A 22,764-nucleotide genomic window follows, 5' to 3' on the forward strand; every position below is an offset into this window, starting at 1 on the left:
CAAACGCGAAATAGAAACACCAAAATCTAAAATTAAAATAACTAAAGAAAAATTTGATATAATAAAAAATTATATTTTATCAGAAAATGAAAACGAAGTTTTAACAATAAATGATCTTTCTAAATGATCTTTCTCAAGAAGAAAAAAACGAAATTGACAAAATAAAAAATAGTTGGAAATTATGTTTATAATTACAAAAAGATAGACAAAAAATAATATTAGAATATCAAAAAGAATGCGACGGTTATAATAAACAAATAAGTGAACTTAATCCCCAAGATGGATTTGATAAAATAAAATCATTAACTGAACAACTCCAACGCGCCGAAAAAGAAAAAAACAGATTACAAAAGAATTATGATAAAATGTTGTTTGAATATAAAAACGAATTTTCTATTAAACTTAACTCCCTCTACGAAATCAACCCAAATGAGGGGTAAAAAAAGGAGATTTAATTAATGTTAAAACTAAAAAATCAATTTAAAATAATTAGTATTTATTTATTTGTATTTATAGGTTTATTATTTATTAATATGAATCAAGTTATTGCGATGAATAATAATAACGTTGGAACAAGCGAACATGTTTATAATTCTTTAGAAGAATATAGAAATTATCAAAATTTATTAGTTTCTCAACAAACAAAAGCACAAGAAGTTATTAATGCTTTGGAACATCAAGTATCAGAAACAGAAAAAAAACTTTTATTTGATCAACTAGAATTAATACATCAACAAATTATTATAACTCAACAAAGACACTTAGATATTCAACAACAAATAACTATAAATTTAATTTTAAATAATGAAATAACAGAATTAGAAAATCTACATTCCTCATTAATGCAAGAAATGACAACAATTATCAATAACATGCCTCTTTATGTTTCAGAAGAACAAATTAATCTTTTAAGAAATACACAAATTAGAATAAATCAAAATCAAAACAATATAAATACAATATTAGAACAAATAAGAAATCAATCACCTATGCCTCGAATTAATTTATCTCGTAATCGTTCTTCTCAAAGACGTTAAAATAATTAATTTTTTAAATTACAAATTCAACACAAAGATTACTGCCTTGGTCGTACAAGAGCGGATGACTCCAACTTTTAACTAACCGAATTCAACCTTCACTTTAATCCTGTTATCTGTAGTTTATCCATTTTTAAAGATAAACGCAATAACGATAAATTAAAAGAAGCCAAATATATTAAAAGAGCCAATTCTAAATGGTGATAAAATTTAACAATTTCCAATATGTTAAAATTTAAGGAATAAAACAATTAAAGGAGATTTAATTAATGTTAAAATTAAAAAACCAATTGAACCTAATTTATCTTTATTTAATAACTTTTATAGGATTATCATTTATTTTGAACAATAATCAAGTAATGGCAATGGAAAACAATAATTTATTAGATTCAAGAGCATCAGAGGAACATTTATGTCTAATAAACAATAAGATTTGGAGTTTGTCCGTAAAAAAACAAGAATTATTTATGTTATCTGCATCTAACGGAGATCAAAAAACTAAATCTATATTAAATAAAAGATATTTTCGTTATATAAATATGATTAAAAATCTAGAACAACAAAGAAATACAATTATCAATAGAGGTTATTATAATAACCCAATTTTATACCATTTAATAAACGATTTTAATCAACAATTAACAAAATTAAATATAAATTATTAAAATAATAAATAATACATACAAAAATTAAATAAATTCCCAAAAGACCCTCCCTAGGGTCTTTTTCTTTTATCCAAACAACAAAATACATCCATCGTTAAGGCCATAAACTAAAAACCAAAGGAGGCAAACAAATCATGATTAAAACCAAACCTTTAAAAAAGTTTTTATAACCCTTTCTTTATTAATCACTATTTTATTCATTAAACCTATTTTCGCCCATAATTATTTTCGCAAACAAACAAAATCTAAAATCAAACTCGCCGACTACCAAACCCTTCAACAAGAATGGTTAAAAACCCAACCAAAAATGAAAAGATATGACATCAATGTTCTAGATAGAGGATATATCCCTAACATCTTAAACTATTTTAATCTTCAATGCAATGGTTTTATAAATCCGAATATACCTAGTTATAACAGTTATCAAGGAATTAAACTCTATTGGTACCTAAAAAACCCTCCTTCAGGCCTTTTAGGAGTCTATTTTAAACATCGTCCTAATCCTTTTAATATCCAATATCCTGCTTATGAAGATTACAAATACACCTTAGAAGATCTCCTCAAAAACGAAATCGCCATCGAAGAAGCCTTTATCTTCTGGGATGCCAAACAAAAACCTAACAAAGATAAACCTAATATAAAAATTAATAGTATCAATATCTTCGTCGGTCAAAATAAAGAAGAAATAATTAATCAACAACAACATTATCAAAAAACCCAAACTCATCAAATTAGGATGTTGCAACATCACACCTAATACTTGTTTAGTGGCACCTTTAACATCAAAAACTTTCCATGAAATTGATATTGACGCTATTTATTTTGATGATGGGATTCGCATCGTGAAACCTCAACAAAGAAACATCGAAGATCTCTTAAAACTTTCCAATGGCGCTAAAAACATCTATCTTTTCGCCTTCAACATTGAAAAAAGAGTAATCCACATTAACCTTCCAGACTCTCTTAATCCCTACCAAGCTATCCGAGATTGGAAAAGAGCCAACAAATTATACGCTTATGAAGGAAAATATAACAGAAGATCTGCAAGCGGCAATGAAACATTCATTTCATTTACTATTAATTTAGTAGAAAATATTTTTGAAACTGAAGATAAAATATATCGGATTACTTGTAGTGATACACAACCAAAAAAAGATATTTTAATGGACTATCAACCAGATTTTATTAAATGGCTAAAACAATGTTATATCAAATATGGCTGTACCTACCAAGGAGAAGCAATTAGAAACAAATTAGGTCGTTCATCTAGAACCCTTTATGATGAAAATGGTAATACCCATTATTATAAATATGAAGAAGGTTGGAGATATGATGATTGGTATATCGACGGAAACGATTGTTGTTCTGGTGGTGATCGTTGGCAAACAAGAACTTATTATCAATTCTTAGACACAACCCGACCGCCTAAAAAACCAGATATCCTCGAATATTGTAGGCGATTAAAGAACCATTAAAAAAATACCAACTTTTAATTTGGTTTCCTTATTGTTTCTAAATACTAAAAAATATTTTTCTTATTAAATAATAAAAAAGGAGATTAAAATGGCGAGAAATTACAGACGTTCTTATTTCAGTAAAAAAACTTTTAGAAGAAATTGGATTTTACCTACATTAGGCATTGTTATTCCTTTAGTTAGTCTTAAAGAATTTTTAAAAAAGTGTCTAAAGCTTTGGAACAGTTCAAAAATCGCTTTTTGAGGTTTTAAATAAAAATAGAGAACACCACTTCCTAAAAAAGGTTTATAGTAGGTGTTAAATTTTTTAGTTAAATAACAAACTTTTACCCTTTTCCAAAGCGAATTAATAAATAATTAATTACCTACAATAATTTGCCCCCCCAGTAAAATGAATATTTTAGCCCAAACTGTAAAAAAAGTTTGGTTTTTTTGTTGAAATTTCATAACAAAAAACAAAATATAAAAAAATAATTCATTAACTATAAAATAATAAAACATCATTTATAATTCCCCACCTCAAACTATTTACTTAGTTTGGGTTTTTTATATCCAAATAACTAAACATAAACAAAAAACATTCCCTAAACTAACTAAAATTAAAAGAAAATCACTAAAACACTTGACTATTTCATCTTTTTTTTATAAAATATTATTGATGGTAAAACAGATGTAGCTAAAATAATTAAACCAATCCCTTGCCTTTTAGAGGCTTTTCCAAGTAATTCTTTGCTGTTTAAGAAAGAAAAGAAAGCAGTTGATTATTAATTATTTTAGTTACACAAACTTACCTTAAAAAAGGAGAGTTTACAAATGTCACGTTATACAGGTTCGCTTTGGAAAGTTTCAAGACGCCTTAATTATTCGGTTTCAGAAACTGGAAAAGAATTGCACAAAAGAGCTTATGGTCCAGGACAACACGGTCAAAAAAAGTTAAATTAAGTGATTATGGTTTTCAATTGCAAGAAAAACAAAAATTACGTTTCACTTACGGCGTATCAGAAAAGCAATTTCGCAAAACTTTTGATAATGCAAGTAAACTAAAAGGGATTCATGGTGAAATGTTTTTAGTACTATTAGAATCTCGTCTTGATAACGTAGTTTATCGTTTAGGATTTGCCAAAACAAGAGCTCAAGCAAGACAATTAGTTAATCACGGCCATATTTTAGTAGATGGAAAAAAAGTAGATATTGCTTCTTATCGTTTAAAACCAGGGCAAACAGTTACTTTAAGAGAAAAATCTAAAAATCTAAATATTGTACAAGAAGCTTTAAATAGTAAGTTTGTTCGCGCAGATTATGTTTCTTTAGATAAAGAATTAGTGGGTAAATATGTAAGATACCCTCAAAGAAACGAATTTTTACCAGATATTAACGAACAGTTAATAGTTGAATATTATAATAGATAACTTAAACGCCCTTTAATTAGGGTGTTTTTTTGTGTATTTGGAATATATAAAATAGTAGTTAATTAGTTGTCATTATATAATGAAAGGCAACCAAAACTAATTTATTATTAATAAATCGATAATTAAGATAACTCATTACATAAAATAATAATTATAAAACAAAATATAATAAGCATAAGATAAACTAACAAAAAACCAACCATCATAAAATTATTGTCTATAATGAACATAGCTTTTTATAATATAATATTTTTGTAAACTAATATCATTTATTTAACATTTTGCCCTAATTATCAATTATTAAAGTTTCAGTTTTAATTGCTTTTGATCAACTTTAACTTTTAAAAATCTCAAAAAAAGGAATTGTTTAATATGAAAAAAGTAAATTTGAAACGCCAAGAAACAATTGATTTTTTAAAAACTATGAGTCAAAAATCCCAAGAAAAAACTTTACAAACCCTTAATTCTTCTTTGAAAGGATTAGATCAAAAACAAGTAATGTTGCATCAAAGTTTGTATGGTAAAAATATTTTATCCCAAGAAACTAAAACCAGTTTTACTAAACAATTGCTCCAAATTGCAATTACTCCTTTTAATATTGTTTTATTAATTTTAACTCTTATTTCTTTGTTTAATGATGTTCTTACTCCCAGTCAAGAAAATAGAAGTTATTCTACCGTTATAACAACTATTTTAATGTTTTTGGGTTCTGTAATTGTCCAATTTAGTCAAGAAAGCAAACATTTAAAAATTACTTCTCAATTAAAAACTTTGGTACAAAACACAACTGCAGTCAAACGCAATAATTTTAAAATGGAAATTGCTTTAGAAGAAGTAGTAAGAGGAGATATTGTTATTCTTTCGGCAGGAGATGTTATTCCAGCTGATATTAAATTATTAGAAACCAAAGATTTTTTTGTAAAAACAACAACTTTTACTGGTGAATCAGAACCGGTAGAAAAAATGGCATGTTCTTTTTTACAAAGTGAAACAATTTTAGATGATCCTAAATTAGTTTTGGCAGGTTCAACTGTTATTTCTGGTTATGCTACAGGTATTGCTTTAGTCACCGGCAAAGACACTTATTTAGGCAATATCAGCCAGGAAATTACTAAAAAAAAATCCCTTTCACACTTAGATCAAAGCATTAATACCATTGCTAAATTGCTTATGATATGTATTTGTTTAATGGCACCTTTAGTATTTTTATTCAATTTTTACAAACCTCAAAATACTTTTTTACAATCATTCCTTTTTGCTCTTACCATTGCTTTTGGACTTACTCCCAAAATGCTTCCCTTAATTGTTGCTACTTCTTTTTCTAAAGGAATTGTTGCTTTATCTAAGCGCAAAGTAATTGTTAAAAACCTAAATGCTATTTCTAGTTTTGGAGCAATGAATATTTTATTTACTGACAAAACAGGAACCCTTACTGAAGACCAAATCTTTTTGGAAAATTTCTTAGACCTTAACGGCAACGAAGATATACGCGTTTTGCGTCATGCCTATCTGAATAGTTTTTTTCAAACAGGGCTTAAAAGTTTAATTGATAAAGCCATCATTACCAAAACAAATAATGCCAAAACTCTACATCCTTCTTTACAAGGAATTACTGCACAATTTACCAAAATTGATGAAATTCCTTTTGATTTTAAAAGAAGAAAAATGAGTGTAGTAATACAAGATGCCTCACAAAAACAACAAATGATTACTAAAGGAGCAATTGAAGAAATACTTTCTATTTGTGATCATGTAGAACTTGAAGGCAAAGTTGTTCCTTTGAGTGACCAAAGCAAACAAATAGTCCTTCAACAAACCATAACTTACAATCAAAAAGGTTATCGCGTAGTTGGAGTAGCCCAAAAACTTATCTCAAATCCCAAGCAACAACCTTGTTTTACTCCTGGACAAATTGAAGAAAAATCAATGGTTCTAATCGGATTGCTTACTTTTTTAGATCCCATTAAAGAAAGTTCAACCCAAACAATTTCTTCTTTGCAACAAAAAGGTATTATCGTTAAAATCCTTACAGGAGACAACGATATTCTTACTAAAGCTATTGCCCAAAAATTAAATATTCAAACAACTTATTGTCTTCAAGGGAGTGTTGTTGATAATTTAAGCGATGATGCTCTTTACGAAGCTTCTCAAAAAACCAATCTCTTTACTAAATTATCCCCCGAACAAAAAGCAAGAATTGTATCTGTTTTCAAACAAAAAGGCAATATCGTTGCTTTTATGGGAGACGGCATTAATGATGCTTCTGCCATGAAGCAAGCTAATTTAGGTATTTGTGTCGATAGTGGTGCTGAAATTACTAAAGAAATTGCAGATATTATTTTATTAGAAAAACAACTTACCGTTTTAGAACAAGGAGTTTTAGAAGGAAGAAAAACCTATACTAACGCCCTTAAATACATTAAATTTACTCTATCGTCTAATTTTGCCAATTCTCTCAGTATTTTACTTGCTAGTTTATGCCTTAATTTTCAACCTATGATAGTTTTACAAGTTTTATTTTTAGACCTTATATATGATTTGATTTGTTTTGCTATTCCTTTTGATAATGTTGATGATTTTTATTTACAAAAACCATGTAAATGGGATTTTGCAAGCATTAAAAGTTTTATGTTATGGTTTGGTTTTTGTTCTTTCTTGTTGGATTTTGCTTTTTTAATTGGAATGAAATTTCTTTTAAAAAACTTATCCCAAAACGATCGATTATTCCAAACTAGTTGGTTTATTTTTTCAATGTGGTCACAAACATTAACCATTTTCTTACTGAGAACTGACAAAATTATTGCTAAAAACAATCAAAAAAACCTTCCCTCTTTCCTTATTATGGTATGTTGTTGTCTAGGTTTGATAATTACTACTTTCCTTCCTTTAATACCTATTGTAAGTCAAGCGCTTCATTTAGATCAATCAATTTTTGAAAAAACTACAATTTTCCCCTTTTTGTTATTTTTAGTAGTTATTTATTCATTAGTTATGATATGGGCTAAAAAAATATTTATTCAAAAACACAAACAATTATTATAAGTTGTATTGATTAATTTTGTTATTTGTTACCTTTGTATTATTTTATTATTTCAAAATAAAAATGGTTTGCTTTGGTTTTTTGTTTGTCAAAAATTAATTATAAATTGATTGTTTTGCTTTCTAACACCCCCCCCTTTATCGCCTTCCAATTTTTTTCAATTTATCGATAATCATTTTTGAAAGGAATTTCTATGTTTGGTACTTCCCCTTTATGGACAGTTTTTTTGTTTTTGTGCATCTTTATTTTTTTTCATTTTTTCTTACGCAAATATCAAGTTTTAAATATTGTATTTTTATTTTTGCTGTTATTTTCCTTTGTTTATGGTTTGAAAAGCTACCACGATACTTTTGTTGAACCTATTTTTAAAAGATATCTTAGTTTAGACATTTCTAAAAACATTTATGATTGTTTATTAAATTTTATTCTAACTAGTATTATCATCATCAAAGCTCCTTATTTAAGAGTTGTTTTTAATAATTGGTCTAAACATTGGAATATCAAACGAAAAAACTTTTTTATGGGTGGAGATAATACTCAAAAAGAAATTATTAAAGCTACTTTAGAACTTGCTTCGCGCAAAATAGGAGCCTTAATTACGATTGAAAAAAATAATACTTTGGAACAATACGCTCAAAAAGCTATCTTAATTGATGGCAATGTTTCTAAAGAATTGTTGTTAAACATCTTTGCTCCCAACACCCCTTTACATGATGGAGCAGTTATTATTAGAGGAGACAAAATTTTGTGTGCTAGTGCCTATTTTACCTTGTCTTCATCAGCTGATTACTTAGATAAAAAAACTGGTTCGCGCCACCGTGCAGCTTTGGGAATTAGCGAAACTACGGATAGCATGACAATTGTTGTCTCCGAGGAAACAGGAAATATTTCTATTGCTTTAGAAGGGATGATGTTTCAAACTAACGAACAAGAAAAACTTCAAGAATATTTGGCTATTTTTATGAATTAATTAAAATAAAAATTAAAAATAAATAAAATATAACCCAATTTTATAAAATAAAATAATCCCTACTAACCTCAAACCCCAAATAAACCGAAAAGGAAACAAATAAATGAATAAACGAAAATTAGGCATCGTAGTTGATTCTACTTGCGGAAATACTTATGGAAAAAACTTTTTTGAAGATATTTCAGTAGTGCCTTTAACATTAATTGTTGGAGAAACTAGCTATATGGATGGTACTATTGACAACACTACTTTACTAAATTTTATTGAAAACAAACAAAAAGTAACTACCAGCCAACCCAATCCAGAGCTTTTTATTAAAGCTTTTCAGGAACAATTCGACTTAGGATATAAACACGTTATTTGTTTAACTTTATCCAGTAAACTAAGTGGCACTCATAATAGTGCTCTTTTAGCTAAAAAAATGCTTAAAAATCCCAATATTACTGTTATTGATACTCAAAATATTGGCCCTGGAGTTTATTTTTTCTTACAAAGAATTAATGATTGGCTTACTCAAAAACCTGATGTTTGCCCCCAAACAATCACTGATAAAATTAATGAAGAAAAGCTAAAAGGTTTTTTGTTATGTACTATTAATAATTTAAAAATATTGGCTTATAATGGGCGTATCTCTAAATTTAGATTTTTAATTGGTAACCTTTTGAAAATACACCCCATTTTAAAATTTCAACAAGGAGTTTTATCAATCGAAAAAAAGTAAGAAACTTAAAAAACTGTTTTAACTATTGTCTTAAAAAAATATTAGAACACAAAACCACAAATAATAAACTTGATATTCAAGTTATTTATGTAGATGATGACAAAGATGCCAAAAAACTTTTAGCACAAATCACAAACTTAGCAAATCCTCAAATTAAAGTTACTCTTTATGGTGCTATTTCTCCTGTAGTGGCGGCTCATATTGGCTATAAAGGATTTGGATTTTATCTTAACGAAATTACAGATTAACTTATAATTGCATATTTTTTTAATCCCGGTTTTTGTTAAAACAATCTTTTTATCCCAAAAATTTTCAAAATTTGCCTTATAAAAAACACTTAAATAATCTTTTTGATTATCTTTTTAGCTATTTTAAGATACAATATAATGTAACTATATATTTAGTTACATTATATTTTTATATCCTTGATGTTAGAAAGAACCAAAAAAAGTGCCTACATTTTACCAAAGAAAAAAATTTTTTTCAAAATACTTTTGGTTTTAGTATTATTTTTTTTATTACAACCATAGCTTATGCTATAGAAGATTGGCATAAATTAAAAAGTGATAGTAATTTTGGATTAAAAATTGCTGCTCCTGCAGAATTGTTAGTTTCCAACCCCGCAGATCTTCACGACACCAATAAAAAATTTTTAGTTCCTAAAGAGCATAGTTTTTTAATGACAACAGAACAAACAGATAGAGTTATTTTTGAACAAGAAGCCACTCTAAAAACTCAAAATGACAAATTAACTTTTATAAAAGGAAAAAATATTAAACTAGATATTAATTATTTTTTTGAAAACCTTGATTTAAACGAACAATTAAAAAAAATTTTTAATGTTCAGATTTTTTGGAAATACAAAGAACAACCCCAACAAAGTTTTGTTCCTTATGACAATAAAAACAAACCAGTTATTATTGATACAAACGGTAATTTAAAAAAAATTATTTTTCAATTTACCATTTATGCTTCTGAAGTTTTTCCTTCTGAATACGTAACTAAAGAAAAAAAATTGCATATAAAATATAGAATAGAAAAAACATAATGTTGTTTTGATATTTTTATTATTTGTTATTTGCAAGTAATAACTATTTTTAATTTTAAGCTCCTTTAAAATTTTAAATTATATAAATTGCTTATTTATTTCAATACTTAATTTTTCAAATAAGCGAAGACCGTATCAGCACGGTCTTTTCTTTTTTCTTGATATTTATTTTAGAAAAAGATTAATTTATTACAAAAAAATTTATATTAATAAAATAAAATCCTAAAATTATTATTTTTTTATAAAATGAATTGATGAAAAAACATTTTTTTGTGTCTTTTGGTAACGTTCTTTAATGATAAAAATTTCTTTTAGTAAAATAATTTCTATTTCAAACATCCTAAAAATATGGAAACTGTCTCACAAACGCCAAATTGAAATCTTTCATAAAGCCTTAATTATGGCAATTATTAATGTTACTTCTGATTCTTTTTCATATGGCAACCAACATTTTGCCACTCAAAAAGCAGTTAAACATGCTCTTTGTTGTCTCAAAGAAGGTGCTGATATCCTTGATATTGGATGCGAATTTACTCGCCCAGGAGCAACTCTAATTACTCCTTTAGAAGAACAAAAACCCATTTTGCATGTTATTAAAGAATTATCGCACCACCCCAAAGCCATTATCTCTGTTTATACTTATCATTTTCAAATTGCTAAATTAGCCATTAAATCAGGAGCTCATATTATCAATGATGTTTAGTGGATTTCAACAAAATCATCAAATGGCAAAAACAATTGCTGCATTAAATGAAGGCGTTTGCATTATTCATACAGGCAGAACTCACAAAAACCTTTCTAATAAATTGCAAGACCAATTTTATTTTTAAATCATTCCTTACAAATTGCCAAACAAGCTCAAATTGCAACAGAGGAAATAGTGATGAATCCTTGATTTATTTTTTTAAAAAATATTGATGAAAACTTTGATATTATAAAAGATTTTGAATAATTAACTAAAATGGGAATGACCTATATTGGTAGGTCTTTCTCGCAAAAGATTTTTCCAAGCTATAATTAAAACTGAAGGCATTTTGTAAGTATAATCTTTAGAAGCCATTACTGATGCTGCTCTAATTTTTTGTTAAGAACTAAAGGGGCTTCGATTTTTTGAGTGCATAATGTCAAAATTAATCAAAATAGTTTGCTTTTGAGATATACTTTAATGAAAAAATATAAATATTATTATAAATATATTTTAAAAATTATCACTTTTAAAAGAATGAAAAAAATTAATTTTTGCAACATAAAAAACGTAAACAAAACACATTCTTAAAAAAGGAATTTATTACTTGTCAAACTTATTAAATATTTTTCAAAAACAAATATTTTGCCAATTTTGTTTACAATTATACACAAGTAAAGAACCCACAAAACAAATGATTAATTCGCATCCTAAATGCGAAGTTTTGAAAGTTTTTACTTTGTATGAAACTTTTCCTTGTAAAAAAAACATACTAACCTTTATTTTTAAAAGCTGCTTTTCTAATCAAAACTACCTTATCCCTTTTACTTTTTTAGTTTTTTATTATCTGTAAAAATGAAGCTCAAAATAAAACACATGGAATTATTGGTTCCACTTACTATTGATTTAGATATTTTGTTTTTTGGTAATCACACTTGTAAAAATCCTAAATTAACTATTCCTCATCCATATATGTTAGAAAGAATTTTTGTCCTTACTTTTTTAGCAGATATTTTGCCTAACCAAATAACACAAACCAAAACTATTTTAGAATGGAAAAACCAATTAGATCAAAATGCAGTTAAAATAATTGAAAATAATCAATGGTATTAACCTTTTTTAAAAAATTTCTAACTGTTTCATTTTTAGACAACTTAATTATTTAAAAATATCATTTATTAATGTAAAAATAAAATTATAAAAAGGAAATTATATGAACATTTTATCAATCGAAACTAGTTGTGATGAAACGAGTTGTGCAGTTACTCAAAATGGTAAAAAAGTACTTTCTAATGTAGTTTTTTCGCAAATTAAAGATCATCAAATTTTTGGTGGAGTAGTCCCTGAAATAGCTTCTAGAAAACATATTCAATTTATGACCTTGGCATTACAACAAACCCTTAAAGAAGCACATCTCACACCCCAAGAAATTGATTTAGTAGCAGTTACTCAAGGACCTGGTTTAGTGGGTTCGTTGTTAGTGGGCATTAACGCCGCTAATGTTTTCGCCTACACTTATAAAAAGCCTCTTTTGGGAGTAAATCATTTATTAGGGCATATCTATTCTGCTCAAATTGAACATGAAATTAAATTTCCTGCCTTAGTACTTTTAGTTTCTGGAGGCCACACCGATCTTTTTTATCTTACGGATCATCTCCAAATCAAACCTTTGGGTACTACTATTGATGATGCAGTAGGAGAAGTTTATGATAAAATTGCTAAAAACCTTAATTTGCCTTATCCTGGAGGACCTTTGATTGATCAATTAGCCCAACAAGGAAAAGACACTTATCATCTGGTACGTCCTTATTTAAAAAATGACAATCTTAATTTTAGTTTTTCAGGATTAAAAAGTACTTTGGTAAATTTAGTGATGAAGCAAAACCTAAAAGATATCAATATTCCTGATTTATGCGCTTCTTTTCAAACCAGCGTTATTAATGTTTTGTGTGAAAAAACCAAAAGAGCTTTAACCAAATATCATGTTAAACAATTAATTGTTGTTGGTGGAGTTGCTTCTAATTCTGGTTTAAGACAAAAGTTTATGACATCTTTTTCTAACTTGGAAGTTATTTTTCCTAGTTTACAATATTGTACTGATCAAGCTGCTATGATAGGAATTGCGGCTTATTATCAGAATCAAATTACCAAAGCTTCTAAAAAATATGATCTTACGGCAAAACCTAACTTGTTTTTTTGATTTTTGATAACTCTCCTTTGAATATAATGAAAAAAAGATTCCTAAAAGGGAATCTTTTATTTTTTTACCTTTTGTTTGGTTGTTGGTGGTATTTGCTTTTTCTTTATTGTTTATTTCAAAATTGTTCTTTTTCTTCTTCTTTCAAAGCATAAACTTCACTTTGATTAAGGGTGTCTTTTTTTCTAATAAAGCCTGATTTATTTTTCCACTAATGCTTTATTTTTTCTAAAATATTTTTAACTTCTTGATAACATACATCAACTATTTTTTTAAATATTTTACCTTTATACTATATAGTTAGGTAAAAAAAGTTAAAATTCCGTTAAGAAAATGCAATTATATTTTTTTACATAACTGTGTTATTTTGGTTAAAAAAATGTGCAAAAATAACTTTTTTTCAAGGCTAAAAATTAAAAAAATAATTTATATAAGACTTTAGTAATATTGATAAGGGATGAATAATTTAATTTAACTAAAATCCATTGATTGTTCCAAAATTTAGGGAAATAATTGATTATTTTTTTAATTTTTCGTGTGATTTTTGAAATAAAAAATATGTTGATGTTGTAAGATAGTTTTCATTTGATCGAAAAGGATTTCAATTACGTCTTTATTACATTGATTAGCTTTTCTCGACATGCTGATTAAAAAACCTTTTTTATTTAGTGCCTACCTAATTAACTTTTTTGTTTTTTCTGATTGAGTATTTCATCATTATCTTTATAGCATCTTTTGGAGTTTTTTCTTTTTGTTATAAGTTGCATCCCAAGACTTGCCTGATTGAGGAGGTCAATTTATTAATTTATTTTCTTCTGTGCTGTTTGCTCATTAATCTGTATATCATGATTGTTTTCCTTGCAATTTTTTATATAAAAAAAGAGACTTAAAAAGTCTCTTTTGGGATTATTTCATTATTTAAAAAAACATTTTTACTTTTTTTCAATCAATTTTTTCTAAATTGCGTTCTGCCTGGGTTTTAGTTAAGTAGTTAGGAATTAATAAATGGGGATTGGAAACAATTTTTGCAAATTCCTTGATGGTGCGCAAATCTATTTTGATAGCAGTTGGCTCAATTAATAAATGATTAGGAAAAGATTTCAAGAAATTACTCTCAAATCTACCTTCGGTTAAGCAAATGTGGTTGTCTTTGAGGCTTAAAGCAAAAAAAGCATTACTTCTAGCATCAATTAAGGGAGTAAGCGAAGCATAAGAATAACCACTAGATAAAAGCAATAGACTGCTTATTTGGTATAAAGGTATTTTCAAGTTGAAGGCTAACATTTTGGCTGTAAGAACTGCTACACGAGTGCCAGTATAAGAACCAGGGCCCACACCAACTATTAAAGCATCTAAGTTGTTTATACCTAAATTATTTTCTTGTAAGACGCTTTCAATTGAAGGAATCATGTAAGGAACATAATCGTTTTTGCCAAGGCGGGATTTGAAAGTAGTAATTTTTCCTTGGATGACTAAAATAACTATTTGGCTTTTGGTTGCATTATCTAGAATTAAAATGTTTTTGTGATTCATTGTTTTATCGCTTTCAAAAGTTTGTTTGGAAAATTATAAAAAAAATTAAAGGTTGATTTTTGGTATAAGTATTTTTCATATCATTTTTTAATTATTTATTTTTATTATCGAGGTTGTCATTTTGATATATAGTAATTTTTCTTTTAGTTTCATTTAAAAATGTCATTTCTACTAAAAAAGCAAAATCAGGAAAAAGGTAACTGCAATTTTGAAAATATTCTACTATAACAAAATCTTGATAAGTAAGGTCTTCTAATAGTTCTTCTAAAAATTCAGGTTCAAGGTTTGTGCGATATAAATCAAGATGACAAATAGTGTGTAATTTGTTCTTGTAGGTTTTAGAAATGACATAAGTAGGACTACAAATGTTTTGAAGGATAGCGAAACTTTTAATAAAGCCCTTAGTAAAGATAGTTTTTCCACAACCCAAAGATCCTTGCAATAAAATGATTGTTTTGCTTTGTTTTTCTTTTGGAGTGTTTCTTTTTTGATTGACGATTTTTTTTCCTAAATTGTAGCCTAATATTTGGCTTTCTTTTGGGGTGTTAGTAATTGCTTCTAAATATATTTTGGTTTTCATGTACGTTTTAGACCTTTAATTATGATATTAAAATAATAATGATAAGTCATTTGTTCTTTTGTTTTTTTTTTTAATGTTGGTTTAAAATTAATTTTCTACGACATCTATATCAAGTACTTCTTTTTTGACAACTGCTACTGAAACTGCTTTATGACCTGTTTTTAATTTGATGATGCGTGTTCCTTGTGTAGCTTTGTTTTTGGTTTTGGTGATTTGGTCAATTGCAACTCTTACTACTTGTCCTTTGTCAGAAGAAACAATAAGATCATCTGAAGGTAGGACTACTTGTAGTGTTATAAGTCTTCCTTTTTGATCGTTTACTTTGATAGTTTTAGAGCCTTTGCCACTACGCGCTTGAATGCGGTATTGGTTGACATTGGTGATTTTTCCAAAGCCGTTTTCAGTCATTACTAAAATGTTTTGTTCTTTGGAATCAACATCAAATAAAGCAGCTCCTACTAAGAATTCATCACTTCCAAGACGCATCCCAATTACACCCATACTGTTGCGACTAATGCTTTTAATTTTGGTTTCGCAAAAACAAATAGCATTGCCATTGTTAGATGCTAGAATGATGTTTTTAATGCCTGTGGTTTTTTTACTGTAAGGACTTCATCGTTTTCTTTTAGTCTAATTGCGATAAGTCCTCTTTTGGAAATGTGACTGTATTCTTTGAGAGGTGTTTTTTTACTATACCTTTTTTGGTAGCAAAGAATAAGTAATCTTGGGATTGATCAAAGTTTTTAATACTGGTAAAAGAAGTTAAAAATTCGTCTTTTTCGAATGGTAAGAAATTAACAAGGTGGCTTCCTTTGGATTGTCTTTGACCTAAAGGAATTTCGTAGCCTTTGAGTTGATAGACTTTGCCTTTGTTAGTAAAAAATAAGTGATAATCGTGAGTAGAAGTAATTGCTAGATGTTCAATGAAGTCTTCTTCGTAGATTTTCATACCAGAAACGCCTTGTCCGCCTCTTTTTTGTTGTTTGTAAGTATCAATATCCATGCTTTTTATATAGCCTTTGTTAGTAATTGTAATAATGATAGGCTTTTTTTCGATTAGGTCTTCGTCTTCAAAGTTTAGGGGAGCATCAAAATTGAGGGTAGTTTTTCTGTCATCTTGGTATTTTTTTTCATTTCTAGAAGTTCTTTTTCTAAAATGCGTTCTTTTTTCTTTTGGGAATCAATGATACTTTTACATTCTAAAATTTCTTGAGTGAGGTTTTTTTCTTCGGTGATAAGTTTTTGAGTTTCTTGGTTAGAAAGTCTTTGAAGGCTCATTTCTAAAATGGCTTTGCTTTGTATTTCGTCAAAATTGTATTTTTGCATTAATTTTCTTTGGGCTTCTTTGACATCTGTAGAAGTTTTGATGAGTTTAATAGCAATTTCGATGTCTTCTAAAATAGTGATAAGGGCCGTTACTAAATGTTTTCTTGCGCTTGCTTTTTTGAGTTCAAAGCTTTTTTGTCGGTTAATAACTTCGATGCGGAAATTGAAAAAAGCTTCTAAGATTTGTTTTAAAGAAACTAATTGGGGAGTTTTCCCAACTAAGGCAACCATATTGATTCCAAAAGAAATTCTTAATTGGGAATGTTTGTAGAGTTTGTTAAGAATAATTTTGGCGTTAGCGTCTCTTTTAAGTTCAATTACGATTTTCATTCCTTTTCGACTGGATTCGTCTCTAAGGTCTGTGATTCCTTCTACTATTTTGTTCTTAACTAGAAAAGCAATTTTTTCAATTAGATCAGTTTTTTTACTTGATAAGGAATTTCTGTAACAATAATTGAAGTTTTTCCTCTTTCTTCTAAAACGTGACTTTTAGCCTTTAAGATAACAGCTCCTTGTCCTGTATGATAAGCACTTTTTAAACTTTGTAAGCCTAAAAGTTCACCACCAGTAGGAAAATCAGGTCCTTTAATATGTTGCATTAACTCATCAATAGAAATGTCTTTATTATTAATGTAGTTAATTAAACCATCAATGACTTCGCCTAAATTGTGAGTAGGGATTTTGGTGGCCATTCCTACTGCAATTCCTGTAGCTCCATTAATTAATAAGTTGGGAAGAGCTGTTGGAAGTACTAATGGTTCTTTTTCAGTTCCATCGTAATTATCAACAAAATCAATTGTTTCTTTGTCAATGTTTTTGATTAGTTCCATCGCCATTTTTGCCATTTTAACTTCAGTATAACGCATAGCTGCTGCTTTGTCGCCATCAATTGAACCAAAGTTTCCGTGACCGTCTACTAAAGGATAACGGTAACTAAAATCTTGAGCCATTCTTACCATCGCCTCATAAATGCTTGAATCGCCATGAGGATGATATTTACCCATAACATCCCCAACTACACGAGCTGCTTTTTTGTAGCTTGCGTGACTGTAGACGCCTAATTCTTTCATACTATATAAAATACGTCTTTGGACTGGTTTTAAGCCATCTTTAATGTCTGGTAAAGCTCTTGATACAATTACGCTCATTGCATAACTTAAGAAGGATTTTTTCATCTCTTCACTTAAGTTTACTTCTTGAATTTTGCCATGATCGTGGGGTTTGTGGATGTTGGCTTCATTGTTTTGAGTTTTATGGTCGCTCATTTTTAACCTCTTTTTTATATATATATATATATATATATATAAGTTGTTATTTAATGTTATAGTTTGTTAGTTTTAGTTTTATTAAAATATTTTTTAATTAAACGTCTAAATCAGCTTCTAAGGCTTTTTCTAAGATGAAGTTTTTTCTCGGTAAGACTTTTTCTCCCATTAACATGTTAAAAGTTTGGTCTGTTTCCATTAAAGCTTCTTCATCACTTAAAGCATTAAGGGCATCTTTGAGACTTGCTTTGAGAAGAGTACGATTTTCTGGGTCCATAGTTGTTTCCCAAAGTTGATTAGGATTCATTTCTCCAAGTCCTTTGTATCTTTGGAACCCATCTTTTAAGCTGTTTTTATTTGCAAAAGTTTGTTTGGTTTTTTCATCGTAAAAATATTTTGGAGTTCCTTTTCCTTTTTGGTATTTGTATAAAGGAGGGCGAGCAAAATAGATATATCCTTTTTCAATTAATTCGCGAAAATGTCTGAAAAAGAAAGTTAATAGTAAAGTTCTTATGTGGGCTCCATCAACATCGGCATCTGTCATAATTATAATTTTGTGATAACGGATTTTATCTACATTAAAGTCTTTGCCTTTACCGATGTTAATTCCTGCACCAATTGCTTGTATTAAGGATTTAATTTCTTTATTGGTAAGAATTTTGGCATCTAGACTTTTTTCCACATTAAGGACTTTACCACGCAAAGGAAGGATGGCTTGAAAACGCGAGTCTCTTCCTTGTTTAGCAGAACCACCCGCTGAATCTCCTTCGACAATGTATAGTTCAGAAATATGAGGGTCTTTGCTTCTACAATCAGCTAATTTGGAGGCAAAACCTAAAGAATCAAGGGGCTTATTTCTTACTACTTCACGAGCACGTTTAGCAGCTAGACGGGCATTTGCAGAAAGAAGACATTTATCAATTATTTTCCTTGAATCTTGGGGATGTTCTAATAAATATTTTTCTAAAAATTCGCCAAACAATTGGGATGTAATTTGTCTTACTTCAGTATTTGCTAGTTTAGCTTTAGTTTGTCCTTCAAATTGAGGGTCTTGATGTTTTAAAGAAATAATAGCAGTAATTCCTTCTAAGATGTCTTCACTTAATAAATGTTCATCTTTTTTTAAAAGATTGAATTCCTTAGCATATTTAGAAATAACACGGGTTAGGGCTAATTTAAAACCTTCTTCGTGAGTTCCTCCTTCATGAGTAGGAATATTGTTAACAAAAGAAAAGATTTTTTGGCTTTGAGTGTATCTAGGAATAGTGTCTTTGTCTTCTTTTTCTTCTATTTCGTTTCCTTGTTCGTCTTTTTTGGTAGGACGGAGTTGGGTAGTGTATTCAAAGACAATTTCAAAAGCTAGTTTTTGAGCTTCTTTTTCCAGATAAAAAATTTCGTGAAAAGGAATTTGTTTGTGGCTAGTGTTAATAAAATCTATGTAGTCTTGTAATCCTTTTTCATGGCAAAAGTTAAAAACAGTTTCTTTTTCGTATCTTTTGTCAGCAATTTTTAATTTAAGACCTTTGTTTAAAAAAGACAATTGTTGCATTCTTTCTTTGAGAGTATCAAAGTTATAAATGGTAGTTTCTTGGAAAATTTCGGGGTCTGATAAAAATTGGATAGTAGTTCCTCTTTTGTTAGTTCCCCCAATTACTTCCAAAGGTGAAACTGCAATTCCTTTTTCGTATTTTTGAAAATAGATTTGTTTGTTAAGGCGAATTTCTACAGTAAACCAATTAGAAAGAGCATTTACCACAGAGGCTCCTACACCATGAAGCCCTCCTGAAACCTTGTAAGAAGAACTGTCAAATTTTCCTCCAGCATGAAGAGTAGTTAAGATTGTTTCTACTGCTGGTTTTCCTGTTTTGGGGTGAATATCAACTGGGATTCCTCTACCATTGTCAGAAACACTAATAATTTCTCCAGGTAGGATTTCTAAAGTAATGTTGTTAGCGTGTCCTGCTAAAGCTTCGTCAATGGAATTGTCAACAATTTCCCAGACTAAATGATGAAGTCCTTTTTGAGCAGTCGAACCAATATACATTCCTGGTCTTTTGCGAACTGCTTCCAAACCTTCTAAAATTTGAATACTATCAGCATTGTAATTTTTCAAAAGAATAGCTCCTTTTTTGTAAATTTATAAAATATTAAAAATAGATTAAAGATTAAAGAATAAAATTTTTAAAATATGCAAAACATGCAAAAAAAGATAAATAAAAAACTTTTCAATAGCAAAATATTAATTAATGAAAAATATTTATCAATTATTTTTTAATTCATTATTTTTTGGTAAAATATTTATTATTGTTTTTGATAATTTGGATAAAAAGATGATATTTTATACAACTTAATCACAACATATTATAACATAAAAACTAGTTATTTTGTGTTTTTTACAATTAGTGAGTAAAAAATACTCTAAATTGACTTTTTGAGTTATAATAGAAGTAATAGCAATTTCGTTTTGCTATATTAATATTGTAAAAGGAAGGACAAACATAAATGCAAATAGTAAGCTTAGGCAAGAAATTTTTTTTATTTTTTAGTTTATTTTTAAGTGTACTTTTTATTTCTTTATTTGATATTTATCAAATAGTTGGAGCAGTAACACAAGTAGACAAAACAACTTTAACTACTGAAGATAGTGAAGGAAAAGTTCCTAAAGAAGTTGTAAAAGAAACCAATAATGGTGCTAAAACTGAAACATCTCCTGAAGGAAACAAAGTAACAGCACAAACTTTAGGAGAAAATAATGCAGTTACTAAAACTGAATTAAATACTGAAGGAATTAAAACCACAGTTAAAACTTTTGGAGAAGGTGACGCAGTTGTCCCAACAGTTGAAAAACTACAAGAACAAGAAAAAAAGAAAAAGATAAAACCAAAGATAAAGAACAATCTAAATTCTTACTTTGTTTTTTAGCGGTATTAGTAGTATTATCAGTTTCTGCAGGATTTCTTTATTCTAATAAACAAAAACAAGCTAATAAATAAAAACTTTAAACAATTATATAATTTATAAATTAAACTGCCTTAATTTGTAATTTTTTTAAGAAGTTTATATTCAAGATAAAAGAAGATAAAATATTTTTAGTAAATTTTTGAATCTCATTATCATTAATTATAAATGATGAAAAAAATTATAATTTTTATTTCTTTTTTTACGTTATAATATAGTTAATAGTAAGTCATTAATCTCTTAATATTTGCTATTTTTATTAAAAATAAAAAAGAAGAAAAGGTGTGGCACACTACAAATACAAAAAATAATTTAAGTAAGAAGAGTAGAACTCTTTTAGTTTTTAGTTTTTTATTTTTAGTTGGTTTATTTTTATTTTTAATATGAGTAATATTAATATTAGGGCATATTGAGACAAAGATACAGAAGCTAATCGAGTTGTACAAGAATTATTAGACCTAGATATTAATGTTGAATTGGCTAAATGAGTCCAATAATCAGATAAAGAAGTCGTTAAAGATAAAATTAACAAAGATTAATTAATTACAACTGCAAAATGTTTACAACAAGTTAAAGATAAAGTTGCAGGTTTTGCATAATAAGTTAAAAAAATCTTTTGTTACAAAAGAATTAACTTAAGTATTCAAAAATACAGAAGTTCAAACAGCAGTTAATGCAAAATTAGCTCAAGCTATTAAAGCTGCTGTTAAAAATTATTTGATGAAAGGTAATTGCTTTAGTTAATAAGGTGTTCCAAAAGTTTAGACACTTTTTTGTTTTTTAAAAAACAAAAAGAATTTAGAAATACTAGATCAATTAATTAAATTTCATTCACAATTAGTGACATTAGTCAAAAAATTAGTTAAGCAATTTAAATATTATCATCTAATTTTAATTAAAGAAGAAAAATAGATACAACCCCAATTGGGATAAAATATTTAATACTCATCAATTATGGTTAAAAAAGTTAATCATATTTTTTTAAATCAACTAACAAAAAAATTAAGTCCAAAAGGTATTTCAGATTATCCACTTAAATTTTTGTATTCCTTTAGTAAATATTAACTAAGATGATACAAAGTTTTATACCAACTCCAAAATCACTGAACAACTTCATTTAAAAATAACACAAATCAAAAACATTAAAAACGTCACTATTAAAAAAATATATAGAAGAGAAATAAAATTATGTCAAGCTATGTCAAGCAAAGTCTAATTAATTGGTCATCTAAACCAAGATTTAGAAAAACAATACATTAACAGCAATAATGAACAAATACCCAAAATTGATTTACAATTAGCTGTTAATATCAAAGATATAACCCAATTTATCCCATGCGTAGTTTTTAGAAACCAAACTGAAAACATGGATAAATATTTACATAAAGGTTCTAAAATTTGCCCTAAAGGAACAATTTCTATCCAAAAAAATACTAAAGTGATTATTAATAATATAATCTTTTTAGACAATAAATCTAAAGAAATTTTATCTTTTAACTGGAAAAATAAATATTAAAAAACCGAAAAAAATGACATATAAGATTAAATTATAATTATTTTTACGTAAATTATGCTTTTTTATAAAAAAATATAGAAAAATATAACCCTTTTCTCTTCATCTCGATATTTAATTAAAAAGTGTCATATTATTATGTAATAATAATAAAAATACTATTATTAAATTATGGATATAATTAACATCTCAGTAAAAAAATTAAAATATTCACCTAATAATTATAACACCCACAGATAATCTTCAAACTGAGATAAAGCCCCAAAATGGCACCTAGAAAAAGAATCAAAAAAATCTTATCAAAAATTTTACAAAAAACACAATAGAAGTAAAAAATAAAGG

Annotated in this window: 18 protein-coding genes and 3 pseudogenes; 16 read left to right on the plus strand and 5 right to left on the minus strand. The window is 27.7% G+C overall.

Going from position 1 to position 22,764, the window contains the following annotated elements; translation table 11 throughout:
• The first annotated feature begins 458 nt into the window (after positions 1–458).
• The 14 genes and pseudogenes from BBA70_RS01215 (at position 459) to tsaD (ending at position 13,250) form a co-directional block, all read left to right on the plus strand.
• Positions 459–1,037 (plus strand): SVM family protein, encoded by a 579-nt coding sequence (locus BBA70_RS01215; protein WP_011412518.1) that lies wholly within the window; start codon positions 459–461, stop codon positions 1,035–1,037.
• 269 nt (positions 1,038–1,306) lie between these two features.
• Positions 1,307–1,702 carry an SVM family protein gene (locus tag BBA70_RS01220; RefSeq protein WP_011412519.1) on the plus strand — a complete coding sequence of 132 codons (396 nt, stop codon included), beginning with the start codon at positions 1,307–1,309 and terminating at the stop codon, positions 1,700–1,702.
• Positions 1,703–2,009: 307 nt separating this feature from the next.
• A complete protein-coding gene (locus tag BBA70_RS03775; RefSeq protein WP_011412520.1) occupies positions 2,010–2,459 on the plus strand; it encodes a hypothetical protein in 450 nt (149 codons plus the stop codon).
• Between the two features lie 10 nt (positions 2,460–2,469).
• A complete protein-coding gene (locus BBA70_RS03780) occupies positions 2,470–3,177 on the plus strand; it encodes a hypothetical protein (protein WP_011412521.1) in 708 nt (235 codons plus the stop codon).
• 88 nt (positions 3,178–3,265) lie between these two features.
• Positions 3,266–3,421 carry a hypothetical protein gene (locus tag BBA70_RS01230; RefSeq protein ID WP_011412522.1) on the plus strand — a complete coding sequence of 52 codons (156 nt, stop codon included), beginning with the start codon at positions 3,266–3,268 and terminating at the stop codon, positions 3,419–3,421.
• Positions 3,422–3,990: 569 nt separating this feature from the next.
• Positions 3,991–4,586: pseudogene (gene rpsD / locus BBA70_RS01235) on the plus strand (30S ribosomal protein S4).
• 372 nt (positions 4,587–4,958) lie between these two features.
• Positions 4,959–7,628: a magnesium-translocating P-type ATPase gene (gene mgtA, locus BBA70_RS01240; protein WP_252861504.1), complete on the plus strand. Its 2,670-nt coding sequence runs from the start codon at positions 4,959–4,961 to the stop codon at positions 7,626–7,628.
• Positions 7,629–7,819: 191 nt separating this feature from the next.
• On the plus strand, positions 7,820–8,596 hold the full coding sequence (locus tag BBA70_RS01245; protein ID WP_238374423.1) for a diadenylate cyclase: 777 nt from the start codon (positions 7,820–7,822) through the stop codon (positions 8,594–8,596).
• 103 nt (positions 8,597–8,699) lie between these two features.
• Complete coding sequence (locus BBA70_RS01250; RefSeq protein ID WP_252861505.1) at positions 8,700–9,317, plus strand: DegV family protein; 618 nt, start codon at positions 8,700–8,702, stop codon at positions 9,315–9,317.
• A gap of 319 nt (positions 9,318–9,636) precedes the next feature.
• Entirely contained in the window at positions 9,637–10,365 is a 729-nt protein-coding gene (locus BBA70_RS01255) for a hypothetical protein (RefSeq protein WP_252861506.1), read from the plus strand.
• Positions 10,366–10,660: 295 nt separating this feature from the next.
• Complete coding sequence (locus tag BBA70_RS01260) at positions 10,661–11,068, plus strand: dihydropteroate synthase (RefSeq protein ID WP_011412528.1); 408 nt, start codon at positions 10,661–10,663, stop codon at positions 11,066–11,068.
• On the plus strand, positions 11,058–11,195 hold the full coding sequence (locus BBA70_RS01265) for a hypothetical protein (protein ID WP_202943279.1): 138 nt from the start codon (positions 11,058–11,060) through the stop codon (positions 11,193–11,195). The genes BBA70_RS01260 and BBA70_RS01265 overlap by 11 nt, the downstream gene beginning before the upstream one ends.
• A gap of 710 nt (positions 11,196–11,905) precedes the next feature.
• Positions 11,906–12,163, plus strand: a complete 258-nt coding sequence (locus tag BBA70_RS01270; protein ID WP_011412531.1) for a 2-amino-4-hydroxy-6-hydroxymethyldihydropteridine diphosphokinase — start codon at positions 11,906–11,908, stop codon at positions 12,161–12,163.
• Positions 12,164–12,263: 100 nt separating this feature from the next.
• Positions 12,264–13,250, plus strand: a complete 987-nt coding sequence (gene tsaD, locus BBA70_RS01275; protein ID WP_252861507.1) for a tRNA (adenosine(37)-N6)-threonylcarbamoyltransferase complex transferase subunit TsaD — start codon at positions 12,264–12,266, stop codon at positions 13,248–13,250.
• Between the two features lie 410 nt (positions 13,251–13,660).
• Here tsaD and BBA70_RS03920 read toward each other — a convergent pair.
• The 5 genes and pseudogenes from BBA70_RS03920 to BBA70_RS01315 all read right to left on the minus strand — a co-directional run.
• Positions 13,661–13,916: pseudogene (locus BBA70_RS03920) on the minus strand (IS3 family transposase); the annotation flags it as partial.
• Between the two features lie 273 nt (positions 13,917–14,189).
• Entirely contained in the window at positions 14,190–14,780 is a 591-nt protein-coding gene (tsaB, locus tag BBA70_RS01285) for a tRNA (adenosine(37)-N6)-threonylcarbamoyltransferase complex dimerization subunit type 1 TsaB (RefSeq protein WP_011412534.1), read from the minus strand.
• Positions 14,781–14,871: 91 nt separating this feature from the next.
• Positions 14,872–15,360 (minus strand): tRNA (adenosine(37)-N6)-threonylcarbamoyltransferase complex ATPase subunit type 1 TsaE, encoded by a 489-nt coding sequence (gene tsaE, locus BBA70_RS01290; RefSeq protein ID WP_011412535.1) that lies wholly within the window; start codon positions 15,358–15,360, stop codon positions 14,872–14,874.
• An 87-nt stretch (positions 15,361–15,447) separates the two neighbouring features.
• Positions 15,448–17,951: pseudogene (gene gyrA / locus BBA70_RS03925) on the minus strand (DNA gyrase subunit A).
• A gap of 97 nt (positions 17,952–18,048) precedes the next feature.
• Positions 18,049–20,064 (minus strand): DNA topoisomerase subunit B, encoded by a 2,016-nt coding sequence (locus BBA70_RS01315; protein ID WP_011412537.1) that lies wholly within the window; start codon positions 20,062–20,064, stop codon positions 18,049–18,051.
• A 389-nt stretch (positions 20,065–20,453) separates the two neighbouring features.
• Here BBA70_RS01315 and BBA70_RS01320 point away from each other — a divergent pair, with 389 nt between their 5' ends.
• Both BBA70_RS01320 and BBA70_RS01325 read left to right on the plus strand, forming a co-directional pair.
• The gene (locus BBA70_RS01320) at positions 20,454–20,873 is read left to right on the plus strand and encodes a hypothetical protein (RefSeq protein WP_252861511.1); all 420 of its coding nucleotides are present in this window, start codon (positions 20,454–20,456) and stop codon (positions 20,871–20,873) included.
• Between the two features lie 1,255 nt (positions 20,874–22,128).
• Positions 22,129–22,425 carry a single-stranded DNA-binding protein gene (locus tag BBA70_RS01325; RefSeq protein ID WP_238374429.1) on the plus strand — a complete coding sequence of 99 codons (297 nt, stop codon included), beginning with the start codon at positions 22,129–22,131 and terminating at the stop codon, positions 22,423–22,425.
• The last annotated feature ends 339 nt before the right edge of the window (positions 22,426–22,764 follow it).

Origin of the sequence: New Jersey aster yellows phytoplasma (assembly GCF_002554195.1) — a bacterium.
In the GTDB taxonomy this organism is placed as follows: domain Bacteria; phylum Bacillota_I; class Bacilli_A; order Acholeplasmatales; family Acholeplasmataceae; genus Phytoplasma.